The 22,209-nt window shown below is 37.3% G+C and carries 16 protein-coding genes and 1 pseudogene; 1 reads left to right on the top strand and 16 read right to left on the bottom strand.

The window, feature by feature from the left end:
• Positions 1 to 10: 10 nt before the first annotated feature.
• The 12 genes from LF886_RS00475 to LF886_RS00420 form a co-directional block, all read right to left on the bottom strand.
• Complete coding sequence (locus tag LF886_RS00475; RefSeq protein WP_236852169.1) at positions 11 to 2,089, bottom strand: LTA synthase family protein; 2,079 nt, start codon at positions 2,087 to 2,089, stop codon at positions 11 to 13.
• A 168-nt stretch (positions 2,090 to 2,257) separates the two neighbouring features.
• Positions 2,258 to 2,776: a 6,7-dimethyl-8-ribityllumazine synthase gene (gene ribH, locus LF886_RS00470; protein ID WP_103233698.1), complete on the bottom strand. Its 519-nt coding sequence runs from the start codon at positions 2,774 to 2,776 to the stop codon at positions 2,258 to 2,260.
• Between the two features lie 2 nt (positions 2,777 to 2,778).
• Positions 2,779 to 3,486 carry a hypothetical protein gene (locus LF886_RS00465; RefSeq protein WP_103233697.1) on the bottom strand — a complete coding sequence of 236 codons (708 nt, stop codon included), beginning with the start codon at positions 3,484 to 3,486 and terminating at the stop codon, positions 2,779 to 2,781.
• 194 nt (positions 3,487 to 3,680) lie between these two features.
• Positions 3,681 to 4,217: an adenine phosphoribosyltransferase gene (locus tag LF886_RS00460; RefSeq protein ID WP_124532664.1), complete on the bottom strand. Its 537-nt coding sequence runs from the start codon at positions 4,215 to 4,217 to the stop codon at positions 3,681 to 3,683.
• Between the two features lie 3 nt (positions 4,218 to 4,220).
• Positions 4,221 to 5,420 (bottom strand): hypothetical protein, encoded by a 1,200-nt coding sequence (locus tag LF886_RS00455; protein ID WP_236852168.1) that lies wholly within the window; start codon positions 5,418 to 5,420, stop codon positions 4,221 to 4,223.
• 134 nt (positions 5,421 to 5,554) lie between these two features.
• On the bottom strand, positions 5,555 to 6,571 hold the full coding sequence (locus LF886_RS00450; RefSeq protein ID WP_236852167.1) for a hypothetical protein: 1,017 nt from the start codon (positions 6,569 to 6,571) through the stop codon (positions 5,555 to 5,557).
• Between the two features lie 137 nt (positions 6,572 to 6,708).
• Positions 6,709 to 8,040, bottom strand: a complete 1,332-nt coding sequence (locus tag LF886_RS00445) for a quinol:cytochrome C oxidoreductase (RefSeq protein ID WP_152289130.1) — start codon at positions 8,038 to 8,040, stop codon at positions 6,709 to 6,711.
• Positions 8,041 to 8,048: 8 nt separating this feature from the next.
• The gene (locus LF886_RS00440) at positions 8,049 to 8,738 is read right to left on the bottom strand and encodes a c-type cytochrome (protein ID WP_236852166.1); all 690 of its coding nucleotides are present in this window, start codon (positions 8,736 to 8,738) and stop codon (positions 8,049 to 8,051) included.
• A 1-nt stretch (position 8,739) separates the two neighbouring features.
• Entirely contained in the window at positions 8,740 to 9,261 is a 522-nt protein-coding gene (locus LF886_RS00435; protein ID WP_236852165.1) for a DUF3341 domain-containing protein, read from the bottom strand.
• The gene (gene nrfD / locus LF886_RS00430; RefSeq protein ID WP_034724187.1) at positions 9,248 to 10,645 is read right to left on the bottom strand and encodes an NrfD/PsrC family molybdoenzyme membrane anchor subunit; all 1,398 of its coding nucleotides are present in this window, start codon (positions 10,643 to 10,645) and stop codon (positions 9,248 to 9,250) included. Before nrfD ends, LF886_RS00435 begins: the two co-directional genes overlap by 14 nt.
• A 25-nt stretch (positions 10,646 to 10,670) precedes the next feature.
• The gene (locus LF886_RS00425; protein ID WP_236852164.1) at positions 10,671 to 13,736 is read right to left on the bottom strand and encodes a TAT-variant-translocated molybdopterin oxidoreductase; all 3,066 of its coding nucleotides are present in this window, start codon (positions 13,734 to 13,736) and stop codon (positions 10,671 to 10,673) included.
• 23 nt (positions 13,737 to 13,759) lie between these two features.
• Positions 13,760 to 15,118: a c-type cytochrome gene (locus LF886_RS00420; RefSeq protein WP_236852163.1), complete on the bottom strand. Its 1,359-nt coding sequence runs from the start codon at positions 15,116 to 15,118 to the stop codon at positions 13,760 to 13,762.
• A gap of 184 nt (positions 15,119 to 15,302) precedes the next feature.
• Between LF886_RS00420 and LF886_RS00415 the strand changes: the two genes are divergently transcribed.
• A complete protein-coding gene (locus LF886_RS00415; protein WP_103232296.1) occupies positions 15,303 to 15,860 on the top strand; it encodes a sporulation protein in 558 nt (185 codons plus the stop codon).
• Positions 15,861 to 15,911: 51 nt separating this feature from the next.
• On the opposite strand, the gene LF886_RS00410 is transcribed toward LF886_RS00415, so the two are convergent.
• The 4 genes and pseudogenes from LF886_RS00410 to LF886_RS00395 all read right to left on the bottom strand — a co-directional run bounded on the left by LF886_RS00410 (position 15,912) and on the right by LF886_RS00395 (position 22,204).
• On the bottom strand, positions 15,912 to 17,189 hold the full coding sequence (locus LF886_RS00410; protein ID WP_236852162.1) for a DUF6080 domain-containing protein: 1,278 nt from the start codon (positions 17,187 to 17,189) through the stop codon (positions 15,912 to 15,914).
• A 74-nt stretch (positions 17,190 to 17,263) separates the two neighbouring features.
• A complete protein-coding gene (locus tag LF886_RS00405) occupies positions 17,264 to 18,127 on the bottom strand; it encodes a T9SS type A sorting domain-containing protein (RefSeq protein ID WP_236852161.1) in 864 nt (287 codons plus the stop codon).
• An 82-nt stretch (positions 18,128 to 18,209) separates the two neighbouring features.
• On the bottom strand, positions 18,210 to 19,751 hold the full coding sequence (locus LF886_RS00400) for a protein adenylyltransferase SelO (RefSeq protein ID WP_236852160.1): 1,542 nt from the start codon (positions 19,749 to 19,751) through the stop codon (positions 18,210 to 18,212).
• A 75-nt stretch (positions 19,752 to 19,826) separates the two neighbouring features.
• A pseudogene (locus LF886_RS00395) lies at positions 19,827 to 22,204 on the bottom strand (transglycosylase domain-containing protein).
• Positions 22,205 to 22,209: the final 5 nt, after the last annotated feature.

Genomic DNA, 22,209 nt, shown 5'->3' with positions numbered 1-22,209 from the left:
ATTTAAATCTTTATTTGTTAAGTTGTTTTGTTTTAAGCCAATAAGAGGTAGATTGATACGCGGATACGGCATCATTTACCAGTTTTGGATCTTCTGTTTTTAATAATTTCTCGTCGTAATACAGCTTAAATGCCGGAGCAAGATCACTTTTTTCAAGTTCTAAAGAATATTGCTTCACCTTTTTTACCGGTGAGATAATGGTCAATCGCCCATCTTTTATGAGTCCAAGATCCTGATAAGTGGCAACATATGCCTTGGGCTGGAATTCCTGTTTGAAGACATCCTGACCCAAGAATTTAGATTGATAGCTGAAGTTTAATAATCCGAAAAGGGTAGGCATTAGGTCTATCTGAGACATCAACGCATCAAACTTTTGAGGCTGAATAAATCCTTCTGAAAAAATCATAGCAGGAATTCTGTATTTATCCATCGGAAGCTCGGTTTTTCCGGCACTCGATGCACAGTGGTCTGCAATGATGACAAAAACGGTGTTTTTATACCAATCCTGTTTCTTGGCCATATCGAAGAACAATTTCAGGGAGTAATCTGTATATTTTACACCTCCTTCACGGGATTTTGCTGTTCCGGGAATATCAATTCTTCCGTCAGGATAAGTAAAAGGTCTGTGATTGGAAACGGTCATCCAGTGATTGAAGAATGGTTTCCCTGATTTAGCTTCAGCATTCATTACCTGAATCGCTTTTTTAGCCATATCTTCATCAGCAACTCCCCAAACATTGGCAAAACTGATTTCTTCAGGTTTAAAGTTGTTTCTATCTACAATGCCATAGCCGTTTCCACTGAAGAAGTCCTGCATATTGTCAAAATAGCTGTAACCACCATATAAAAACTTAACATCATATCCCTTGGATTTGAAAACGCTCCCGGTTGTGAATTTATTTTTGTTATCATCTCTTTTGATGATACTTTCTCCAGCTGTTGGAGGAATACACAATGTTAAAGCTTCCAGTCCGCGTACCGTTCTGTTTCCGGTAGCATACAGATTGGTGAACATCATTGACTTGTCTGCAAGGCTGTCTAGGAATGGAGTGATTTTTTGTGTATTTCCATAATGTTCCATGAAATCTGCAGAAAGACTTTCAATAGAGATCAACACTACATTTTTCTTCATATCAGGCTGCTCAGCAACAATATTTCTTGATAAGGTCTGTTGCGGATATTGACTTAGGAAATTTTTTTCTGCCTGCTGCTGGTTGATCTGTGAATAAAACTGAAAATAATCCAGCTCATTATGAGTAAAGGCCCAATAGAATTTTGGGATTCCGTTGGCTTCAATTTCATCTGCAAAAACATTATCAGATTTAATTTGCATTAGAGAGGGTATTGCCAGCAAACTAAGAGCACCAAGTACTATGAAACTTCCTAAAAGAACCATTTTTTGCTTAAAATCCGGAAGTTCCAGCAGTTCATCTTTTGTTCTTTTATAAATAAACCACGTGATGGTAAGGGTAACGATCATGATGCCAGAAAACAATGGAATAACAGGATAGCTTTCCATGATATTTCCAATAACTTCATTTGTATAGATAAGGTAATCTACTGCAATGAAATTATAGCGTACTCCAAATTCATTGTAAAAGAAGTATTCACTTACCCCGTTGAAAATAATCAGAAGAACATATAATAATAATGTTATGAAATACAGTGTATTGCGTATTTTGATCCTTTGTGTGGGAAGGAAAAGCATTAGTCCAAAGAAAAAAGTCTTTATTCCTACAAAAACAAGGGCTACTTCCGTTACAGAACCTCCATATTGCTTGAAAATATTATTGGGAATAAGCCAGATATAGAGAAAAAATAAAACAAGCGCTCCAAAAATAATATAGCCGTAAGGTTTTTTATATTTTGAATTGGAAAGGAAGAGAAAGTAGAGTGCGAGAATGGAACTGGCGAGAATGAAAACGAAAATATCATTCACCAGACCTATCAGCAAAACCTTTACGATTTCGAAAAATCCAAAACTAGCTGTTGTAATAGGATGAAAAAAGAATACTGTTCTTATTATCAACGAAATAATAAGATAGAAAACTCCTAAATATAGGAACGGCTTTATTTTTTTTAAAAACATGTATTGACTGTCTATATTAGTTTCACAAAGATAGTTTTTGTACAGAACTTTTGATGGAAAAAAACAAAAACATCCTGTTTATTAATGAGATTTTAGATTTAAAATTATCCCAATAAAAAAGGACTATTAAAAAATAGTCCCTATGTGTTCGTTAAGGTTGATCTTCGGTTAAGAATGCCCGAAACCGATATTTCCTTTTTTATCAGATAATTTCTTTTTGAAATCAATCATTCTTAGAGCTGTTACAGCTGCTTCCACTCCTTTATTTCCAAGATCACCACCGCTTCTAGCGATAGATTGTTCTTTTGTGTCATCTGTCAATACACAGAAAATAGTAGGAGTATCAGTCATGATGTTGCAGTCTTTGATTCCCTGTGCTACTGCAGAACATACATAATCGAAATGAGGCGTTTCTCCGCGGATTACACATCCGATAGAGATTACTGCGTCATATTTTCTCTCTTTGCAAAGCTGCATGCTTGCATAGTTTAATTCAAAAGCTCCGGGAACAGGGAAAAGTTTGATGTTTTCAGGTTTTACGCCTTCTTTTTCAAGAATTTCCAAAGCTGCATCACGAAGATTGTACGTTACAAAATCATTCCACTCAGAAAAAACAATGCCGATAGAAAATTCTTCGGCATTAGTTATATGAAGTGGCTTGTAATCCGAAAGATTAACTGTTGCCATTTTTAGTAATATTTAGTCATTTCAATATAAGAATCAGACATTCCGTTGTCGTAGTCCTGATATTTCTCGTCAATTGCAGAGAAGTATTTTTTAGCTTCTGCATTTTTCTTTAATCCTAAAGCAACAATACCCGCTTTTCTTGTGAAGTAATAGGTTGTGTAAGGATCGTCAGAAGCTGATGCCGCTTTGTCTAATAAAGATAAAGCTTCGTCGTTTTTATTAAGACCTGATTTTGCATCTGCCATAGCTCCGAATTTCATTGCTACTAATGTTTTGTTGTCAGATGAAAACTTGTCTAAAAGATCATAAGCTTCCTGATATTTTCCTTCTTTGAATTTTAATAAACCAGCGTTGTAAGAAGAAAGTTTACCGATTTCCGTTGAAGAATATTCATTAGCTGTACCTATAAAACCTGGGTTAGCTGCAGATTTTCCTCCCAAAGCGTCTTTATCTTTACCTTCAGCAAGGCTTTTTTGAGCAGAAAGGAAACTTTTCACAGCTTCAGTGTTCTTCGGAGCAACTACAAATTGCTTGTAAGCAAAGAATCCTAAAACTCCCAAAATCAATACTCCAAATACAAAACCTAGTGGCTTTGAATATTTTTCAACAAATCTTTCAGTGTTTAAAGCTTCTCTATCAAGGTCTTTAAAGAACTCAACTGTTTCTTTACCTTCTTGCTCGTTCTGAGCACTCTTTCCCAATTTTGCCATAAGTTTTTAAAAATTGAAATGCAAATTTAATTGTTTCTGAGAGATTTACAAAATACTTTATTGCGATTATTGTATAAATGTTGTGAATTTGTTTTTATTTACTGTAAAAAGCATCAACTCCGCTCAGTATGAGAAACAGTTTTGTACTGATTGGCATACTGAGCGGAGTCAAAATATATTGTTAGGGTAAATTCTTAATAATTTAAAATGTGGTAGATCTCTGCACCAAATTTTTTCAGTTTTTCATCTCCATTCAAGCCTTTTAAGCCAATAAGGAAGCTGAATTGGGAAACAGTAGCCCCTTGTTTTTCTACCAATTTTGCTGCTGCTTCAGTAGTTCCTCCTGTTGCTAAAAGATCGTCGTGAATCAAAACTCTTTGTCCGGGTTTTATTTGTCCTTCACGAGTTTCGATAATAGCGCTTCCATATTCCAGGTCATATTTTTCTGAAATGACAGGGGGTGGAAGTTTTCCTGCTTTTCTGATCAGGATGAACGGAACTTCTAATGCTACAGCAATGGCGATCCCAAACAAGTAACCACGGCTTTCTATTCCGCAGACTGCATCTACTTTTCCTTTACTGAAGGTAACAAGGTCTGCAATAACATCTTCGTAAAGTTTTGGGTCTAAAAAGATGGGCGAAATATCCTTGAACTGTATTCCCGGAATCGGAAAATCAGGGATATTTTCAATTGTTTCTTCTAATTTTTTGATCAGTTCTGCTGAAGCCATTTATTAATTGATTTTATAGCTGGAAATTTTCCAGTCTCCGTTTACATTTTTAAGGCCGAAAGTTACTTTTAAAGAAGTCGTCTTACCGCTTTTATCCGTTACATCATAAGTGGCGTTTACACTGGCCCCGTTTGCTGTGGCTCCGTTTGTTGTAATATTTTTCACACTTACATTTTTCACAGATCCGAAACCTGAAGTAGGATTTGAGAAAGACTCATAACTTCCCCAGCTTGGATTGCTGGCTGTTTCATAAGCTGCTTTCAAGTTCTGTGAACTTACATTGTTCAAAAATTTATTTACTGTATTTTTAGGATCTGTAGTTGGCTGTTTTGGAGAAGCTGAAGCTGTTGGAGTAGCTGTCGCTGGATCTGTAGTGGTTGCTGGAGTCGCTGATGGATTATTTGGATCTATCACAGCACTTGGTTGTTCCGGTACTGCAGTTGTATCAGTTTTAGGAACTGCAGGAACTTTCAGAGCTGCTGCATTTACATCAAGCCCGATTTTTGACATTTTGAAAGTCTTGGCAGTTGTTTTTACAGAAACCGTGATATCAATTTTGTTGTCTACTACTTTTGCCGCAGGAATAGAGGAGAACTTTAAGTTGAATCCTTTAAAATTATTATCCTGCATCAGGTTCTTTGCCGTAGCAAGTCTTACTCCATTACTGAAGACTTCCAATGTAGCTTCCAGACCTGCTCCAGTGAAGGCAACAGGCTTTCCAGCCGCATCCACAAGTCTTGGAACAATCTGAATTGCCGTAGCTGCTCCAGATCCGTCATCTCCTGTAGGGGTTGTAATAAGGGTTAATGAACCGGCTTTAACGTCATTAGGATCGCTTTCTTTGGCTTTATCATCCCCGAAGATATTCATTTCTCCAAGCGATGGTGGGGCAGTACTTGCCCATTCTATTCCGTTTTTCTGTGCAACTTCGTCTGCAAGTGCCATAACTTCGGGAACTTTTTTCCCGTTGATCAATTTTCCAAGCGCTTTTAGCTCATTGATATCGCCATCAGCTTCTACACCAAATGTTTTAAGGATATAAAGAGCTTCATTAAACTTAATCTGCTTAATGGTAGGTAAACTGGCAGTCATATCATTGATACTTGACTGTAGTGTTTTAGTATTCGTAGCATCTACATGATCTTTCTTACATGCTGTAAAAAGCAACAGACTGAAAACAAGTAGAAAAGAAAACTTTTTCATTTTTATTTGGTTTGTTGCAAATTTAATAAAACCTTTATTAATACTGGATTTTATTTTTTACTTTATGTTTTCAAGCTGATTTTATTGTTTCTCCCGGAAATCTCAATGCTGTTTTCATATTAATTTAGAGCGTATTATTGTTTTTTAGGCTGCTCTTTTAGCTCTCCTTTGAAAAAGCTGCTGAAAATAGTCTGCATATTGGGGAATGAAGGATCCTGCCAGTAGGGTATTTTGTAATTGCTGTTGTCTTTATCAAATTTTACTTTCTCAACATCATTGTCATTGCTGAAGCTAAGTTCTGTAGGATAAAAATTATTATACAGAATGATCTGGTTGTAATCGGGTTCGCTTTTATGTTTCAGTTTTACAAAAGCTAATTCATTATATTCCAGGAAATCTTTCAGTGTTTTTTCTGATCCTTTTTCGAAAGACATATTCAGGATGGTTCTGATATCATAGAATCGAAATCCGAATAATGAAAATTCTTTTTCCTGAAGGGCAGCATCCGTTACTTCGATCTGATCTTTACGTTCGCCTTTTAATTCTTTAATGGTATTTCTTTTTGTTTTATAGTCTTCGGGATTTCCTACATTTTTAAGTTTTGGGAGCTGCAGAGAATTGCCATAATCCCATGAGGAAGTTTCTTTTTTCTCATTTTTAGAATCTGTCAGTCTGAAAACTCTGTATTGTTCAACATTGGTGCTTTTCAGTTTTTTGGACTTATTATCAAAAATGTAAGTTACAATTCCGTCTGTATAACTATTCAGTTTATTGTTTACCGTTACATAGGCGTTAAAATTTCCTTTGATGAAAATGTACTTAGCCGGTTTATTATTTTTGATAACCACAGTTTCAATTTCCTTTACCTGATCATTGATTTTAATGATGGGCTGATCAAAGTCTGAATAGGATAGTGTGGCTACTGGAAAATTATTATAAACCAGCTGGAATTTTTCCTGAGCCGGAGATAACGCATGTTTATCAATTTTTCCGTCGATATCAGAAAAAGCGAGTATGCTTCCGTCTTTTCCAAACACCGAAACTCTTGGAAGGGGCTGATTGTTTTTTTCAGAAACGAAAGTGATCGTCTGAGCCTGGATCAAGCCGAACAGGAATATGAATAGCGAGTAAAGGAAAAATTTTGTTTTCATAATAAGAATTTGGTTTAGTTATTCATCTCATTATAGAGACGCAAAAAGTTCAGAATGGTTGCCTGGTGATTAATATGCAAAAAAAAGACTGATTGTTTAACAATCAGTCTTTTATAATTTTATTTTGTTACAAGTCCTTAGAAAGGATACTCATAAATTTCAGATTCGTGTAGGTAAGGGTTTCCTGTAGGGATCAACTTCAGTTTAGATAAAGCTGAAAGTACAGTAAACATAAACAATCCTCCAACAAATAATACAGCTCCAACAATTAATAAGAACACTTCAGGAGTTTTCCAGTATGGCCCTACCGTTCCCGGCATTACCATATTGAAGTAATCTAAAAGGTGACCTAAAATAACTACAACCGCCATTATTGTTACTACTTTGTAATTTCTCTTGATGCTGCTGCTCACTAGTACCAATAATGGTAATAAGAAGTTTACAATCAGCATTGGTAAGAATGTAGTACCATAGTGTTGGAATCTTCCGAAGAAGTAATTTACCTCTTCCGGAACGTTTGCATACCAGTATAGCATGAACTGTGCAAACCATGTATATGTCCAAAGCATACTTGTTGCGAAAAGGAAAACTCCTAAATCGTGTAAGTGGTTGTCATTGAACTGTGGTAAGAAACCATTTTTCTTAAGATAAACACTTAATAGAATGATTACAGCAATACCACTTGAAAGGCAGCTAACCATTGAATACCAGATATACATTGTAGAATACCAGTGAGGGTCAATAGACATCAACCAGTCCCAAGCCCAAGCTGCAGAAGCAAATCCGAAGAATGCAATATATCCTACTGCCCATCTGTAAAGGAATTGATATTCAACTTTAGATTTAGTCTCATCTACTTTTTTAGACTGAGCTTTCAATTTCCATGCGAAGAAAGAAGCACCTGCTACATAGATGATCGTTCTGATAGCATAGAAAGGAATATTTAAGAATCTTTTCTTTTCGAATAAGATCACATCAAAATGCGGAGAATCCGGGTTTGTCAATTCAGGGTCCATCCAGTGGAATAAATGACCATTATGAGTGATGTTTAAGATCATCATGATAATCAAGATAGCACCTCCATAAGGAATATAAGAAGCGATGGCTTCCATTACTCTTGTGATGATAATCGGCCATCCTGCGTGAGCTGCGTGCTGAATACAGTAGAAAAACAGTACAGCGCAACTTACTCCAAAGAAAAAGACAGCTACAAAGTGCAGCGATGCCAATGGCTGGTTGTGAACCTGAAGCTCAGTATGCTCTAAATGAGCTGCGTGATCCTGAGGTCCCACCATTTCACTTGAGTGTGTAGGAGCGTCGTGACCTGAAGCATGAACAGCTTCCATCATTTGTTCTATTTTCTCAGTAGAAATTCCTTTGTTCAAAAAGAAACCAATACCGAAAAGAACTAAACCTACAACAAGAAGTATTATAGAAGTTGATTTTAATTTTGGTGAAAAACTATACATTTCTTTTCTTATTTTTTAGTTTCGGTAGTCGTTTCAGTTTTTGCTGGTGCCGCCGCTGTAGCTGCTGCCGGTGCTGCTGCTCCTTTTTTGAAAGCACTCATCACATACATTGCTACTCTCCATCTGTCTCCTGCGTTCAATTGTCCCGCATAAGATCCCATTGCATTTCTACCGTTTGTTAATACATAATGAACAGATCCTACAGTAATTTCTCTGTCAGCATAGTTTGGCACTCCGGAGAATGCTCCACTTTGTACGATAGGTCCTTGTCCATCACCTCCTGTTCCGTGACATGCAGCACAAGTATGATCAAACAATACTTTTCCTCTTTCAATATCCTTAGCAGCATTCGCTGGGTTTAGAGGAGAAACATTAAGCTTTTTAGAAGCATCATATCCTGCGTTGTACTGGTCAACATTCTTTGGTAATAAACTTTCTTCAAAAACTCCGTCTTTATTCTGAGGAACTGATCCTTCTACGGGAGAAAGACCTGTTGCACCATTATTTTTAACAAAAGCGGGAATTTCATTTTCATGATCTGAATAAGCATCCTGCGCTTTCATCAATGGATCATAAGCTACCGGAAAATACATATCCGGGAAGTATACCAGTGGTGTATTTTCTTTTGGACCGCAAGAGTTAAGTAAAACTGTTGTTAAACCTAAAACTGCTGTAATTTTTAATACATTCTTTTTCATTTTAAGCGTCTTTAACAGTTATTTCTTCAACTCCAGTTTCAATAAGCAACTGCTTTACAGATTCTACATCTTCAGTTACAAATTCCATCATGAATTTATCATCGGTAGTTCTTGGATCTGGGTTCTGAGCTGGAGACCCTGGATACATTTTGTTTCTAACTAAGAAAGTTAGAGACATCATGTGAGCAGCACAGAATACCATTAATTCAAACATAGGAACTACGAATGCTGGCATGTTGTGAGCCCAGTCAAAAGCTGGTTTACCACCAATATTCTGAGGCCAGTCATGATTCATTACATACCAGGTAACCGTAGCACCGATAGTAACACCATAAAGAGCATAGAAGAAAGCAGCATCAGAAATTCTAGTTTTCTTTAACCCTAAAGCTTTGTCTAGTCCGTGAACCGGAAACGGAGTGTAAACCTCGTTTATTGCGATTCCTTTATCGTTGAATGCTTTAACGCCGTTCATTAAATCGTCGTCGTCAGCATAAAGTCCGTATACAATTTTAGTGGTGCTCATCTCCTTCTTTTGCTTTATAAGTTTCACCTGAAATTTTCAGAATCGATTTTAATTCAGCCTGTGCAATTACAGGGAATGTTCTTGCGTATAGTAAGAATAATACAGAGAAGAATCCGATTGTTCCTAAATATACACCCACATCAATGATCGTTGGCTTAAACATAGTCCAAGATCCTGGTAAGTAATCTCTTGAAAGGTTGATAACGATGATATCAAAACGCTCAAACCACATACCGATGTTAATAATTAACGCGATAATAAATGTAGCAATAATATTTGTTCTTACTCTCTTGAACCAGAATAATGCAGGAACAATCAAGTTACAAGTAATTAGCGCCCAGAATGCCCACCAGTAAGGTCCTACTGCAGCACCTGGAGAAAGATATGTGAAATCTTCAAATCTAGATCCTGAATACCATCCGATGAAATATTCAGTAGCATAAGCTACCGTTACCATACCACCTGTAAGAACGATTACGATGTTCATAATTTCGATATGATACATTGTGATGTATTCTTCTAAGTGACACACTTTTCTAGCAATCAACAATAGAGTCTGTACCATTGCGAATCCTGAGAAGATCGCACCAGCTACGAAGTAAGGAGGGTAGATTGTAGAGTGCCATCCTTTAATAACTGAAGTTGCGAAGTCAAAAGATACGGTTGTGTGTACCGAGAATACAAGGGGAGTTGCCAAACCTGCAAGAACCAAAGAAAGCTCTTCGAATCTCTGCCAGTGTTTTGCTTTACCACCCCAACCGAATGCTAGGAATGTATAGATTTTCTTCGTCCAAGGAGTTTTAGCTCTATCTCTGATCATTGCAAAGTCAGGGATTAATCCCATGAACCAGAATACAGTTGATACTGAGAAATACGTAGAGATCGCAAATACGTCCCAAAGTAGAGGAGAGTTGAAGTTCCCCCAAAGAGAACCGAATTGGTTTGGTAAAGGGAATACCCAGTATCCAACCCAAACTCTACCCATGTGAATTACAGGGAAGATTGCTGCCTGTACAACCGCAAAGATCGTCATCGCCTCTGCAGATCTGTTTACAGACATTCTCCATCTCTGTCTAAATAATAATAATACTGCTGAGATTAAGGTTCCGGCGTGACCGATACCTACCCACCATACAAAGTTGGTGATGTCCCAACCCCAGTTAATAGTTCTGTTAAGCCCCCATGCTCCAATACCTGTCCCGATAGTATAAGCGATACAGCCGAATCCATAGAGAAAGAGAACTAGCGCAGCATATAATGAGATCCACCATAATTTACCTGCTCTTTCTTCGATAGGTCGTGCAATATCTTCTGTGATATCGTGATAAGTTTTGTGACCAATAATTAGAGGTTCCCTTATCGGAGCTTCGTAATGTCCTGACATTTTTTACCTATTTATTATTTAAACTTTATTTTTCTACTCTGTTTCTTACTTTAGTATGATAGAACACATTTGGTTTTGTTCCGATCTCCTCTAGTAAATAATATCTTCTGTTGCTAGAATACAATTCTCTAACTTCAGACTCTTTATCATTCATGTCTCCGAAAGTCATTGCTCCAGTAGAACAAGCAGCAGCACAAGCACAAGAGTTCTTGAACTCTGTATCTGTTACTTTTCTGTTCTCTCTCTTAGCTGCTAAAATAGTAGCCTGAGTTTCTTGGATACACATTGAACATTTCTCCATTACCCCTCTAGTTCTTACAACTACGTCTGGGTTAAGTACCATTCTTCCTAAATCGTTGTTCATGTTGAAATCGAACTTATCATTTAGGTTATACGTAAACCAGTTGAAACGTCTTACTTTGTACGGACAGTTGTTTGCACAATATCTTGTACCGATACATCTGTTGTAAGCCATATGGTTTTGACCTTGCTTACCGTGTGAAGTAGCCGCTACCGGACATACAGTTTCACAAGGAGCGTGGTTACAGTGCTGACACATTACTGGTTGGAAGATTACATCCGGATTGTCTGCAGGGTGGTTCAATGCACCTCCGTCTCCGAAAGCAGTACCGTACAATTCTGGTACAGCCATTCCTTCTTTCAATCCTTCGTATACTTCTACTTTCTGTCTTGAAGAATAGTAACGGTCAATTCTTAACCAATACATATCTCTAGACATTCTTACCTCTTCTTTACCTACTACAGGAACGTTGTTTTCAGCCTGACAAGCAATTACACATGCTCCACAACCTGTACAAGAGTTCAAGTCGATTGATAAGTTGAAGTGAGGTCCATCTGTATCATCGAAAGCATCCCAAAGGTCAATTTTTCTTGCTGGAAGAGCTCCACTGATTGTGTGGTATTCCAAAGGCTTGTTCCATCCTTTGTGCTCATCATCAAAAGGAACAGAGATGAACTCAGCCAAAGGAACTTCTTTAGCGATTTCATAACGACCCATTAATGTATTTTGAAGCTGGATACCTGCAAATTCGTGGTCTTCTCCTGTTTTTTCAATTTTAACACCTGAAACAGCAAGATTAGAACCGTCAAATAAAGGATAAGCGTTTACCCCTGTATCTGCAGTTGCTCCTGAGTTTTTCTTACCATAACCAAGTGCAAGACCTACAGATCCTTCTGCCTGACCAGGTTGAATAAATACAGGAACATCTTTTATTGTTACTCCGTTTACAGTAAGGTTTACAATAGAACCATCCAACTGCATTCTTGCATTAAGATCGTTATCAATTGCAAATTTCTCTGCATCTTTAGGAGAAATTGTTAAGTAGTTATCCCAAGACATTCTTGTCAATGGATCTGGTAACTCCTGCAACCAAGGGTTGTTAGATTGTGTACCATCTCCCATTGAAGTCTTAGTATATAATACCAATTCTAATTCAGAAGCTTTGAAGTTTCCTAGTTCAGCAACAGCCTGAGCAGCGTTTCCACCTGCATAAGCTAATGTTGTTGCATTATTAGAAGTAGTAATACCGTTGTACAATGCTTTGTTGAAAGAAGTAGCACCTAAGATAGAAGCTGCACTTGATTTTAAATAATCATAGTAATTATTTGCTGCATTGTTTTTACCGTTCTTCCAAACCAATAGAGACTCTTCAATCTGTCTTGATTTGTAGATCTTCTGGATCGTAGGCTGCATTAATGAATATACACCAGTCTGTGGTTCGATATCTCCCCAAGACTCTAGCCAGTTTGCCACTGGAATTACAGCTTTCGCTGCTTTGTACATTTCATTTTTCTTATCAGCTACAGCAATTACATAAGAAACTTTTGATAAAGATTTTTTGAAATCTTCACCTTTTGGATGAGAGTAGATAGGGTCTACGTTGTTTGCGATTAATACGCCAACCTGACCTGCATTTACCCATCCTAAGAATTCCTGGTATCTTGCTTTATCAAATTCTTTAAGGAAGTTTGCTTTACCTGTGAAAGCTACTGATCCTAATTTTTGGTTGATTAAGTGTGCTAAAACCTGTGCTCCTTTAGAACCGTCAGCTAAAACAACAGCTTTGCTTCCTTTTGCTTTAAGTTCGTTAGCAATTTCAGTAGCAGTCTTATCAGTAGTACCGCCACCTACGATTGCGTTGTAAACTTCAACTAAAGTTTTGTTTACAGCACTTGGTTTTAATCTATATCTTGAGTCAGAGTTAGCACCAGTTAATGACATGTTAGATTCCACTTGGATGTGTCTCAACATGTTTTGACCAGGCTTTCTAGCTGCTGCATAAGATGTTTCTAAGCTTGAAGCGTTATAATCCCCTAAGAAATCAGCCTGGAAAGAAACTACTAGTTCAGAACCTTTAAGGTCATAAACAGGTAATGCTCTCTGTCCGAATACTTCCTGAGCAGCATCTAGAGCTGCAGAATAAGGGAAAGCATCATAAGTTACTAATTCTGCTGTAGGATATTTAGACTTAAACTCAGCAAATAGCTTTTTGAAAGTAGGTGAAGCAAAAGAGTGTGATAAAAGCACAATCTTTTTACCTGACGCTTTAGCTTCTTCCAGACCTTTAAGAACAAAACTGTCTACTTTATCGAAAGTTTCGTCTTTACCGTCTAGTTTAGGCTGCTTTACTTTATCATTGTCATAAAGAGAAAGTACACTTGCCTGAGCTCTTGCGTTTGTTTTTCCTAAATCACCAGCAGCTGGGTTTGGATCAATTTTGATGGGTCTCCCTTCACGGGTTTTTACTAAAACACTAGCGAAATCGAAACCGTCAAAATATGTTGATGCGTAATAGTTAGGAACCCCTGGAATAATATCATGTGGTTTTACCACGTAAGGGATTGTTTTGATTACCGGAGCTTCGCAGGCAGCTAATGTTACTGCTGCTGTAGAGAATCCTAATAATTTAAGGAAATCTCTTCTTGAAGTACTTGATCCGTTTTGTTCAGCATCTCCAAGGAAATCTTCTACCGGAATTTCTTCCTGAAACTCTTTAAGAGCCAGCTTACCATTTAAAGCTGGGTCTTTAAGTTCATGAATACTTCTGAATTGTATTTTGTTTGAAGCCATTTATACTTCTAATTTTTTAGTTATTAATAATGACATTTACCACACTCAAGACCTCCAATTGCATCTACAGTGATCTTACCTCCATCTTGTGGATATTGTTTTTTCAACTTGTCGTGTAGATTTTTGAAGTACTCTTTATTATAACCGTTGTTCATATCAACCTCAGTCGTTCTGTGACATTCAATACACCATCCCATAGTAAAGTCATTAGCCATCTGAACAACATTCATTGTATCAATTTTACCGTGACAAGCTTTACATACAACGTCAATTTTGTTGTTAGGATTCTTTTTGTTGAAAGAATTGATGATCGCTTGTTCACCTGCTACTACGTGCTGAGAGTGGTTGAAGTATACGAAATCTGGCATGTTGTGGATTCTTGTCCATTCAACCGGCTGTGTTTTTCCTGTGTACTGTTGTTTAGCAGCATCCCAACCTGTTGCAGCGTAGATCTTCTGGATTTCTCCGTCATAGAAAGCCTTGTCTTTTCCTGGCTCCATGTAGTGATCTTTGTTGTATTCAGAAATTGTTCTGTGACAGTTCATACAAACGTTCATAGAAGGAATCTCAGATACTTTTCCGTATTTAGCACTAGAGTGACACAATTGACAGTCAATTTTCTGTTCTCCAGCGTGAATCTTGTGAGAGAAGTAGATAGGCTGTTCAGGTTTGTACCCTTTATAAACCCCAATCCACATTAACCAGTTCCATACTCCATAAGCCGCTAAAATAGCCAGAATAGCTAATAAGCCCTTACCAATAAAGTGGAACTTCTCATACATTTCACTGAACGAACGAACTCTTGTTTCGTTGAGTCCTGCTAATTCTTCAGACTGACCTAAAGTTACCAATTGTCTTAGTTTAACTAAGATCCAAACCAGTAAACCTGCGATCGCTAAAAGTGAAATGATTACTATGTTTGTAGTAGTTTTGTCTGCAGGAGCTGCCGCAGCAGCGTCAGTTGCAGTTGTTGCTTCCGGCTTTTTCTCTTCCGGAGCAGGAGGATTAGTCGTGAAAGCTAAAATGTCGTCAATATCCTTATCTGTAAGATTTGGAAAGACCTGCATTTCAGTCTTGTTAAACTTTTCAAAAATCTCATTGGCGTATTTATCCCCAGAAGCTCTAAGAGCTTTGTTGTCTTTGATCCACTTGTGAAGCCAATCTTTGTCTACACCACCTTCTGTCTTTACTCGTTCCACAACCCCCTTCAATGGTGGTCCAACAACTTGTTTGTCCAGCGCGTGACATGCAGTACAATTCGCTTTGAAAAGTTTCTCTCCGTTTTTAGGATCGCCGTCTTGCCCGTAAAATGAAGCACTGGTTGATAACAATAAACCTATTGCAATCAACGTTTTTTTATAATGCTTTCTCCAACTAATCATTTAAATTATCTTATGTTAGTAAATTATTGAACATTCAATCAATTCCGCAAAAATAATATTTTTAACAGGAATTTAACGGTATATCCAAAAGGGAAAATATCATTTACGTTTAATTTGTATTGATTCTAAATAACTAGTTTGGTATAGTTTTTTAATTTGTATAAATTTGCGCAAACAAGTTTAAATGAGAAATTTGATTAAAATATTTTCGATATTATCATTGTTTTGGTTTTATAATATTGAAGCACAGCAGGTTGTTAAGAAGGACACTCTTTCAGGAACAGAGCTTGTCATGACAATGGACTCCAAAATAAATGCTGCTTTGGAAGGAATCGAAGGAAAGTGTTCTAAAGTTGTCACCAATAATTCTTCTAAAGATATTACGAATATTGATAGTGGAATTTCTACAGGGACAATTACGAAGCCTCCCAAAATTTATATTCCAAACAGGGAACTTACCAATGCTGAAATTTGTAAGAAAAATCCAAGAATTTTAGGATTTAAAATTCAGATTACAACAGTAAAAAGTAATGAAGAGGCCAACGAAGTGAAGTCTTATTTCAGAAAAAGATTTCCTAATCTGAAAGTAGAAACGGATGCTTCTTTAAGACCGAATTATAAAATTTTGGCGGGAAGTTATTTCACTAAACAAAGTGCTGCGGGAGATCTTTCAAAAATAAGAGAGTACTTCAAATCTGCAGTACCAGTACAGTACAGGATTTTCTGTGCAGAAGCAAAATAGAAGAGATTCTTTTTAAAATAAACAAAAAGCCGAGAAAATTTCTCGGCTTTTTTATTGGTAATAAGTTTCCATAAACCAGAAAAATTCTGACATTCTAAATAGATTATTGGCCAGAAGATAAACAAACAATATGGCTACTGTCAATGTTAAAAATGAGAGTGTTTTTGGTGATGATCTGTATGCATAAAAAAGCCATCCTATGAGAAGAGGATATACAAAAACAAAGTGTCCTCCGTAGATGTATGATGTATGAAGTCCGAATCTCATAACACAATGAATGACAATGTCAACAATGAATGAAAGAGTAATAACCTGAACCCATTTATTTTTAAAATTTTTAAAATAACTCCAACTTATAAGGGCTAATAATACCGCTATAAAAAGGTAAGGGAAAACTGAAGAATAAACATCCATGTAAAGGCCCTTGAAATCGAATCCTTTCATATTATGTTTGTCCGAAAGAATGAATCCTGGGAAAAGAATATTGCCTCCGAAAAAAAATGAGCTAATCATATCCCATGTCGGAATAGATTCTACATTGGAAAACTTCTCATATTGCTGGTTTGTTTTAGAAAAGATAGTCTGGTATTTGAAATCTATTCTGTTCAGGTAAAGGAGTATAAAGCAAATGGTGGCTATAGCTACTCTGATTACAGCATTTCCGAATTTTTTCCAGTCTCTGAAAAGATTTTTTTCAAAAAGAAGGGGAATGAAAACTTTTACAAAATTGGTAATGGTAAGCCCTCCAATGGTAATTCCTGCAAGAGTAAGAGCTGCAGCAGGTGTTTTTTCTTCTTTCCTTAGTTTTATCGCCGCATAATGATTGTATAAGGATAATAAAAATAAGGTATACGTGAAATTTTCCGGAGTAAAGGATAGGATGATATTGGTTGAAAATGTTCCAAAGAATAGAATGATCAAAACGTTTAACCACAGTGGAAGAGAGATGATATTCTTTAAGTATTTGAAAACCTGAATAATATTCAAGCTGATAATAATGTTGCTAAGCCATGCGAGGGTGAGTCTGAAGTTCACATCCATTTTTCCGCCTGAAATGAATAATGAAAATTCTCTTACCCAGTTGAAAAAGTAATAGGATAGCGGGTGTCTTTCAAAGCTTCCTCCAGTCATAAGGATAGATTTGTTATCAAAGCTAAAATAAGCATCCCACGGTATTCTGCTGTCAAATATGATTCTGTAATGAATGGCAATATAGGAACCTAGAATTCCATAGCAGGTAATGAAAAACAGGAAAACAGCCAGCTCGGTATAGGTGGAAGGGAAAACTAGTTTAAGGAAACTGATGATTTTTGTTTTGATAAAAGACACGTGTCAAATTTTTTGCAAAAGTAAAATAAAAAACCACCAAAATTGGTGGTTGTATAAAGATTGTATAAACGTTGTTATTGTTTGATCACTTTTTCTGTGGTGGAAGTTCCATCTGAGAAATCTACTTTCAACAGATAGGTTCCTTTTGGAAGTGAAGAAATATCTGTATTTCCGTAATCGCTCACCTTAATGGTTTTTCCTGACATATCAATCACGGATGTTGATTTGATTTTTTTATCAGACTTAATATTGACTTCTCCTTTTGAAGGATTAGGATAAACAGAAAGATTGTTTGCCTTTGTTTTTGAAATTTCATTGGTGCCGAGAACTCCGTTGGCAACAACCACTACATCATCAATTGAAACGGCATCAGCATCATTGGCAACATATTGGAACCTTACTTTTACATTAGCTTGTCCAATATAGGTGCTAAGACTTTTCTGTACAATAACAGTGTTGTAAAGGTCGGTGTCTATATTTCCGTCACCATCGTCGGTAAAAGCGGGTTCACTGTCTTCATTCCAGAGGGTAGTCCAGTTGGTTCCTCCATCTGTTGAGATCTGTGCTACCAGGTTACCTTTGTTCAAGCTTATCATATATCCCCAGCCTACTTTTACTTTGAAGCTGAAGATGGGGCTTGTCGCTCCGACTAAGCTGAATGCCGGACTTACAAGATTCGCAGTATTGGCTCCGGAGACCCAGTCAATAGTAGCAGAATTGTTTCCGAGAATAGTAAATCTTGCTTTTAACTCGAGAGAATTTGCGGAAGTCCCGATAAAAACAGCATTGGTTAAATCCCAGGCCCTTGTCGCGTTTGTATTAGACCTGGTCCATCCTGTTGGGGGAAATGTCGCTCCTTCGAAACTTTCCGAAAGCAAGGTTTGGGCATTGCTGTAAAAGCATGATGCCAATGCTAGAGAAAATACAATTTTTTTCATATTAAAGATTTTTCTAAATGTAGTGAAAATATTTAATATGTTGAAAATATACTAGATAAGTGTATTTTTTGTTGTTAATTTTTTAAGAACTGCATGAAAGTGTAGAACATCCTGCTGTGTCATCATAGCCGGATGGTCTTTTGACGGAGAACTCAGGATGTATTTCCTGATAAGGAGATTCTAATGCTTTGGTGAGTTTTTCAAGCATTTCTCTTTTACCATTACTGATCTCTTCAATGCATTCGTAAAGGAGATAATTTCTAAGAATAAACTTGGGGTTTGTTTTTTTCATCATCGCTAAAGAATCTTCTCTTGAAATAGAGTTTAAGCTTAATCTTGCTTCGTAGTTCTTTATAAAGCTGGTAAGTTTTAAAAGTTTTTCTTCATTAATGGCAACATAAGAGACGTCTTTAAAGTGTTCTTTTATATCGGTATCCGGAGTTATTTTTTCCAGTTGAGTGAAAAACAAGGTATAGTCTAACTGAAGTTCCTGCATTAATCCCTGCCAATTGGTGAAGAACTCCTCATCCTCTTTTTGAAGTTGATCAAACCCAAATTTTTTACAAAGCATTTGATCATGGGCTTCCCAGAAATATGTTCCAAAACTATTCAAGGTGTCTTCTAAAAATTTTTCATCTTTAATTAATGGGTGAAGGGCATTGGCAAGCTGCCAGAGATTCCACTGAGCAATCTGTCCCTGTTTTCCGAATGCATATCTTCTTCCGGGTAGGTCGGTTGTATTGGGCGTGAAATTCAAATCATATTCATCCATCATAGAATAAGGCCCGTAATCAATCGTTAATCCGAGAATAGACATATTATCTGTATTCATAACTCCATGTACAAACCCCACTCTGAACCATTCCACGATCATATCGGCAGTCCGGGTGCAGATGCTTTCAAAAAAGTCTCTGTATTTCTGACTGTCGGTAGATGTAACCTCCGGAAAATAGTTTTCAATGGTAAAATCGGCAAGATCCTGTAAAGTGTTATATTCTCTTTGGGCAGACATCAATTCAAAATGTCCAAAGCGTATAAAACTTTCAGCCGTTCTGATGACTGCGGCACCTTTTTCAAGTTGTGGATTTCCGCTATACATAATATCGCGCATCACATCCTCTCCTGTAAATGCCAGGCTAAGCGCTCTGGTTGTAGGTACTCCTAAATGATACATGGCTTCGCTCATCAGGTATTCCCGTACTGAAGATCTTAATACGGCTCTTCCATCAGCATGTCTGGAGTAGGGTGTGGCTCCTGCACCCTTCCATTGAATTTCTGTCTTTTTGCCGGCTTCATTGGTAATTTCACCTGCAAGGATCGCTCTTCCATCTCCAAGTTGGCCTGCCCAATTTCCAAACTGATGTCCTGCATAGGCTGTAGCATAGGTTTGAACGTTTTCAGGAAGGTTACTTCCTACCAGGAAATTCAGGTCCTTATCTTCAAATTTCCCCAATCCTATTTCTTCTGATAAAGCTTCATTAAAAGCAATCAGTTCAGGTTTGTCAAAGCCAGCAGGTTTAGTGGTGGCAAATAAAACCTTTGGAGTATTTCTCTGCATAGAATTGTTTGAGAAATCACCAGGGAATTTCTCAATGAAAGGCTGTCTGATACGTTCGATATTCATGCTTCAAAGGTATTAATTATAAAAGAAAAGACCTTCCAAATAATTGAAAGGTCTTGTGTATTTCTAAAAGAGAATTTATTTATTGAAATCTACTTCATCATTGGAATGAAGGTTTTCATTGACGTTGTCCTCTTTCTTTTCTGTAGGTTTTTTAGGGGTAGGATCTGCCGGTCTTGGATTTTTAATCTCATCGATGGTCTGAAGACTTCCATCATCTCCATATCCTCCACTTAAGCCTTTAAGGTTTGAACAACCATCTTTCCAGTCTGAAGGTTTGACAAATTTATCGTCAGGAGTTATTCCTAAACTCTTATCTGCCCATACTTTCTTCATGAAGATTGCCCAGATCGGTAATGCCATTTTCGCACCCTGACCTTCACCTGTGCCGAAGAAGTGAGTTGCTCTGTCTTCCCATCCAACCCATGCTCCGGTTGCTAATTTTGGAGTGATTCCCATAAACCATCCATCGGAGTTGTTCTGAGTTGTACCTGTTTTAGCAGCAATTTCTACCGCTTTTGAGATTCCTCTTCTTCCTAATTCTCCAGAAGCAGTTCCGTACTGTGCTACACCTTTCATCAGTTCAATCATGGTGTAAGCATACATTGGGTTCATCACTTCTTTTGGTTCTACGTTTACTTCCTTAATTACTCTACCATTGGCATCTTCAATTCTCCAGATCATTTCCGGTTTGTTGTGGTTACCATAGTTGGCAAAAGTACTATAAGCTCCTAGCATCTCGTAAATTGTAATGTCTGATGAACCTAGAGCAATTGTATTGTTTCTCGGAATATCTTCTGTTACTCCCAGATCTCTTGCGGTCTGGATTACAGCGTCTACTCCTGTCATTTCAATAAGTCTTGCAGCAACAGGGTTTTGAGAGTGTGCCAATGCATCTTTTAAAGTAAGCATTCCTCCTCTTCCCGGTACATGCCATCCGTTATGATCATAAGTTCCGTTAGAAACAGCTGAACAAGGAGTCATTCCCAGTTTCATAATAGCAGTTGCATATACGAAAGGCTTGAAGGTAGATCCTACCTGTCTCTTACCTTGCTTGATGTGGTCATATTGGAAGTGCTGCCAATCTATACCACCTACCCATGCCTTGATCTCTCCTGTTCCGGGAACCATAGACATAAGGCCGGCCTGTGCAATTTGTTTGTGATATCTGATAGAATCCCAAGGAGACATTTCTACCTCTTCTTCGCCACTCCATGTGAATCTTGAAGTTTTGATAGGTTTCTTGAATTCCATCATAATAGAATCTTCAGGCATGCCGTCAGCTTTTAAAAGCTTATATCGGCCGGTTCTTTTCATGGCCTGAAGCATCACGCTTTGGATTTGTTTATCGTTCAGATAATAGAAAGGTCTGTTTTTTCTTCCTCTCTGCTCTGCATCAAATCTCTTCTGAAGATCAGTTAAGTGTTCCTTGATAGACTCTTCTGCATACTTCTGCATTTTAGAATCAAGGGTTACATATATTTTTAAACCGTCTTTGTAAAGGTTAAGCTTCTTACCCGTTTCTTTTTCATTAGCGTCAAGATATTTGTCAATCTCTTTTCTCAGATAAAACTTGTAATAAGCAGAATATCCGTCAGTAATGCTTTTAATAGGGTGGAAGTCTACTTGAATCGGAGTATTGGCAGCCTTTTCATAAGTAGCAGCATCAATATATCCGGTTTTCTGCATTTGATCCAATACGACATTCCTTCTTTCTTTTGCCTTTTCAGGATATCTGTAAGGATTGTTTTTTCTTGGATTTTCAAGCATTGCTACAAATGTTGCAGCTTCAGGTAATGTAAGTTCCGAAGTTTTTTTGTTAAAATAAACTCTGGAAGCCATTTCAATACCATTAGCATTGAAAAGGAAATCAAATTTATTGAAATAAAGAGTGATGATCTCTTCTTTCGTATATCTTTTCTCAAGACTTACTGCTACAACCCATTCTTTTAATTTCTGGAATCCTCTTTCAACTTTGTTTTGAGAAGCATTCCCTGTAAAAAGAAGTTTTGCAAGCTGTTGGGTAATGGTAGAACCACCACCACGTCCACCACCATAGGCTACAGCTCTGGCAACAGAATATAAGTCGATTCCTGAGTGTTCTTTGAAACGTTCATCTTCTTTAGCCTGAAGAGCATAAATAAGATAAGGAGGAAGATCCTTATAAACGATAGGCTGCGTTTTTTCTTTTTCAAATTTACCTAAAGTAACTCCGTCTGAAGAAATAATTTCAGAAGCGACAAAGATATCTGGGTTCTCCAGTTCTTTTACATCAGGCATTTCCCCAACGAATCCTTGGGAAACCGCAAAGAAAAGCCCCGAAATTCCCAGCACTACTGCAATGAGTCCAATCCAAATAAATGAAACCCATTTTCTCCAGGAGGTATCTTTCTTTTTTTGGGAGGCAGAGGAAATGTTTTCCCCTTATTTCCTGCATTTTTTTTGTTTTCTTCCATTTATG

Origin of the sequence: Chryseobacterium sp. MEBOG07 (assembly GCF_021869745.1) — a bacterium.
GTDB classification, from domain to species: Bacteria; Bacteroidota; Bacteroidia; order Flavobacteriales; family Weeksellaceae; genus Chryseobacterium; species Chryseobacterium viscerum.
The sequence above is the reverse complement of the archived record's forward strand: the minus strand, read 5'-3'. Positions and strand labels throughout refer to the sequence as shown.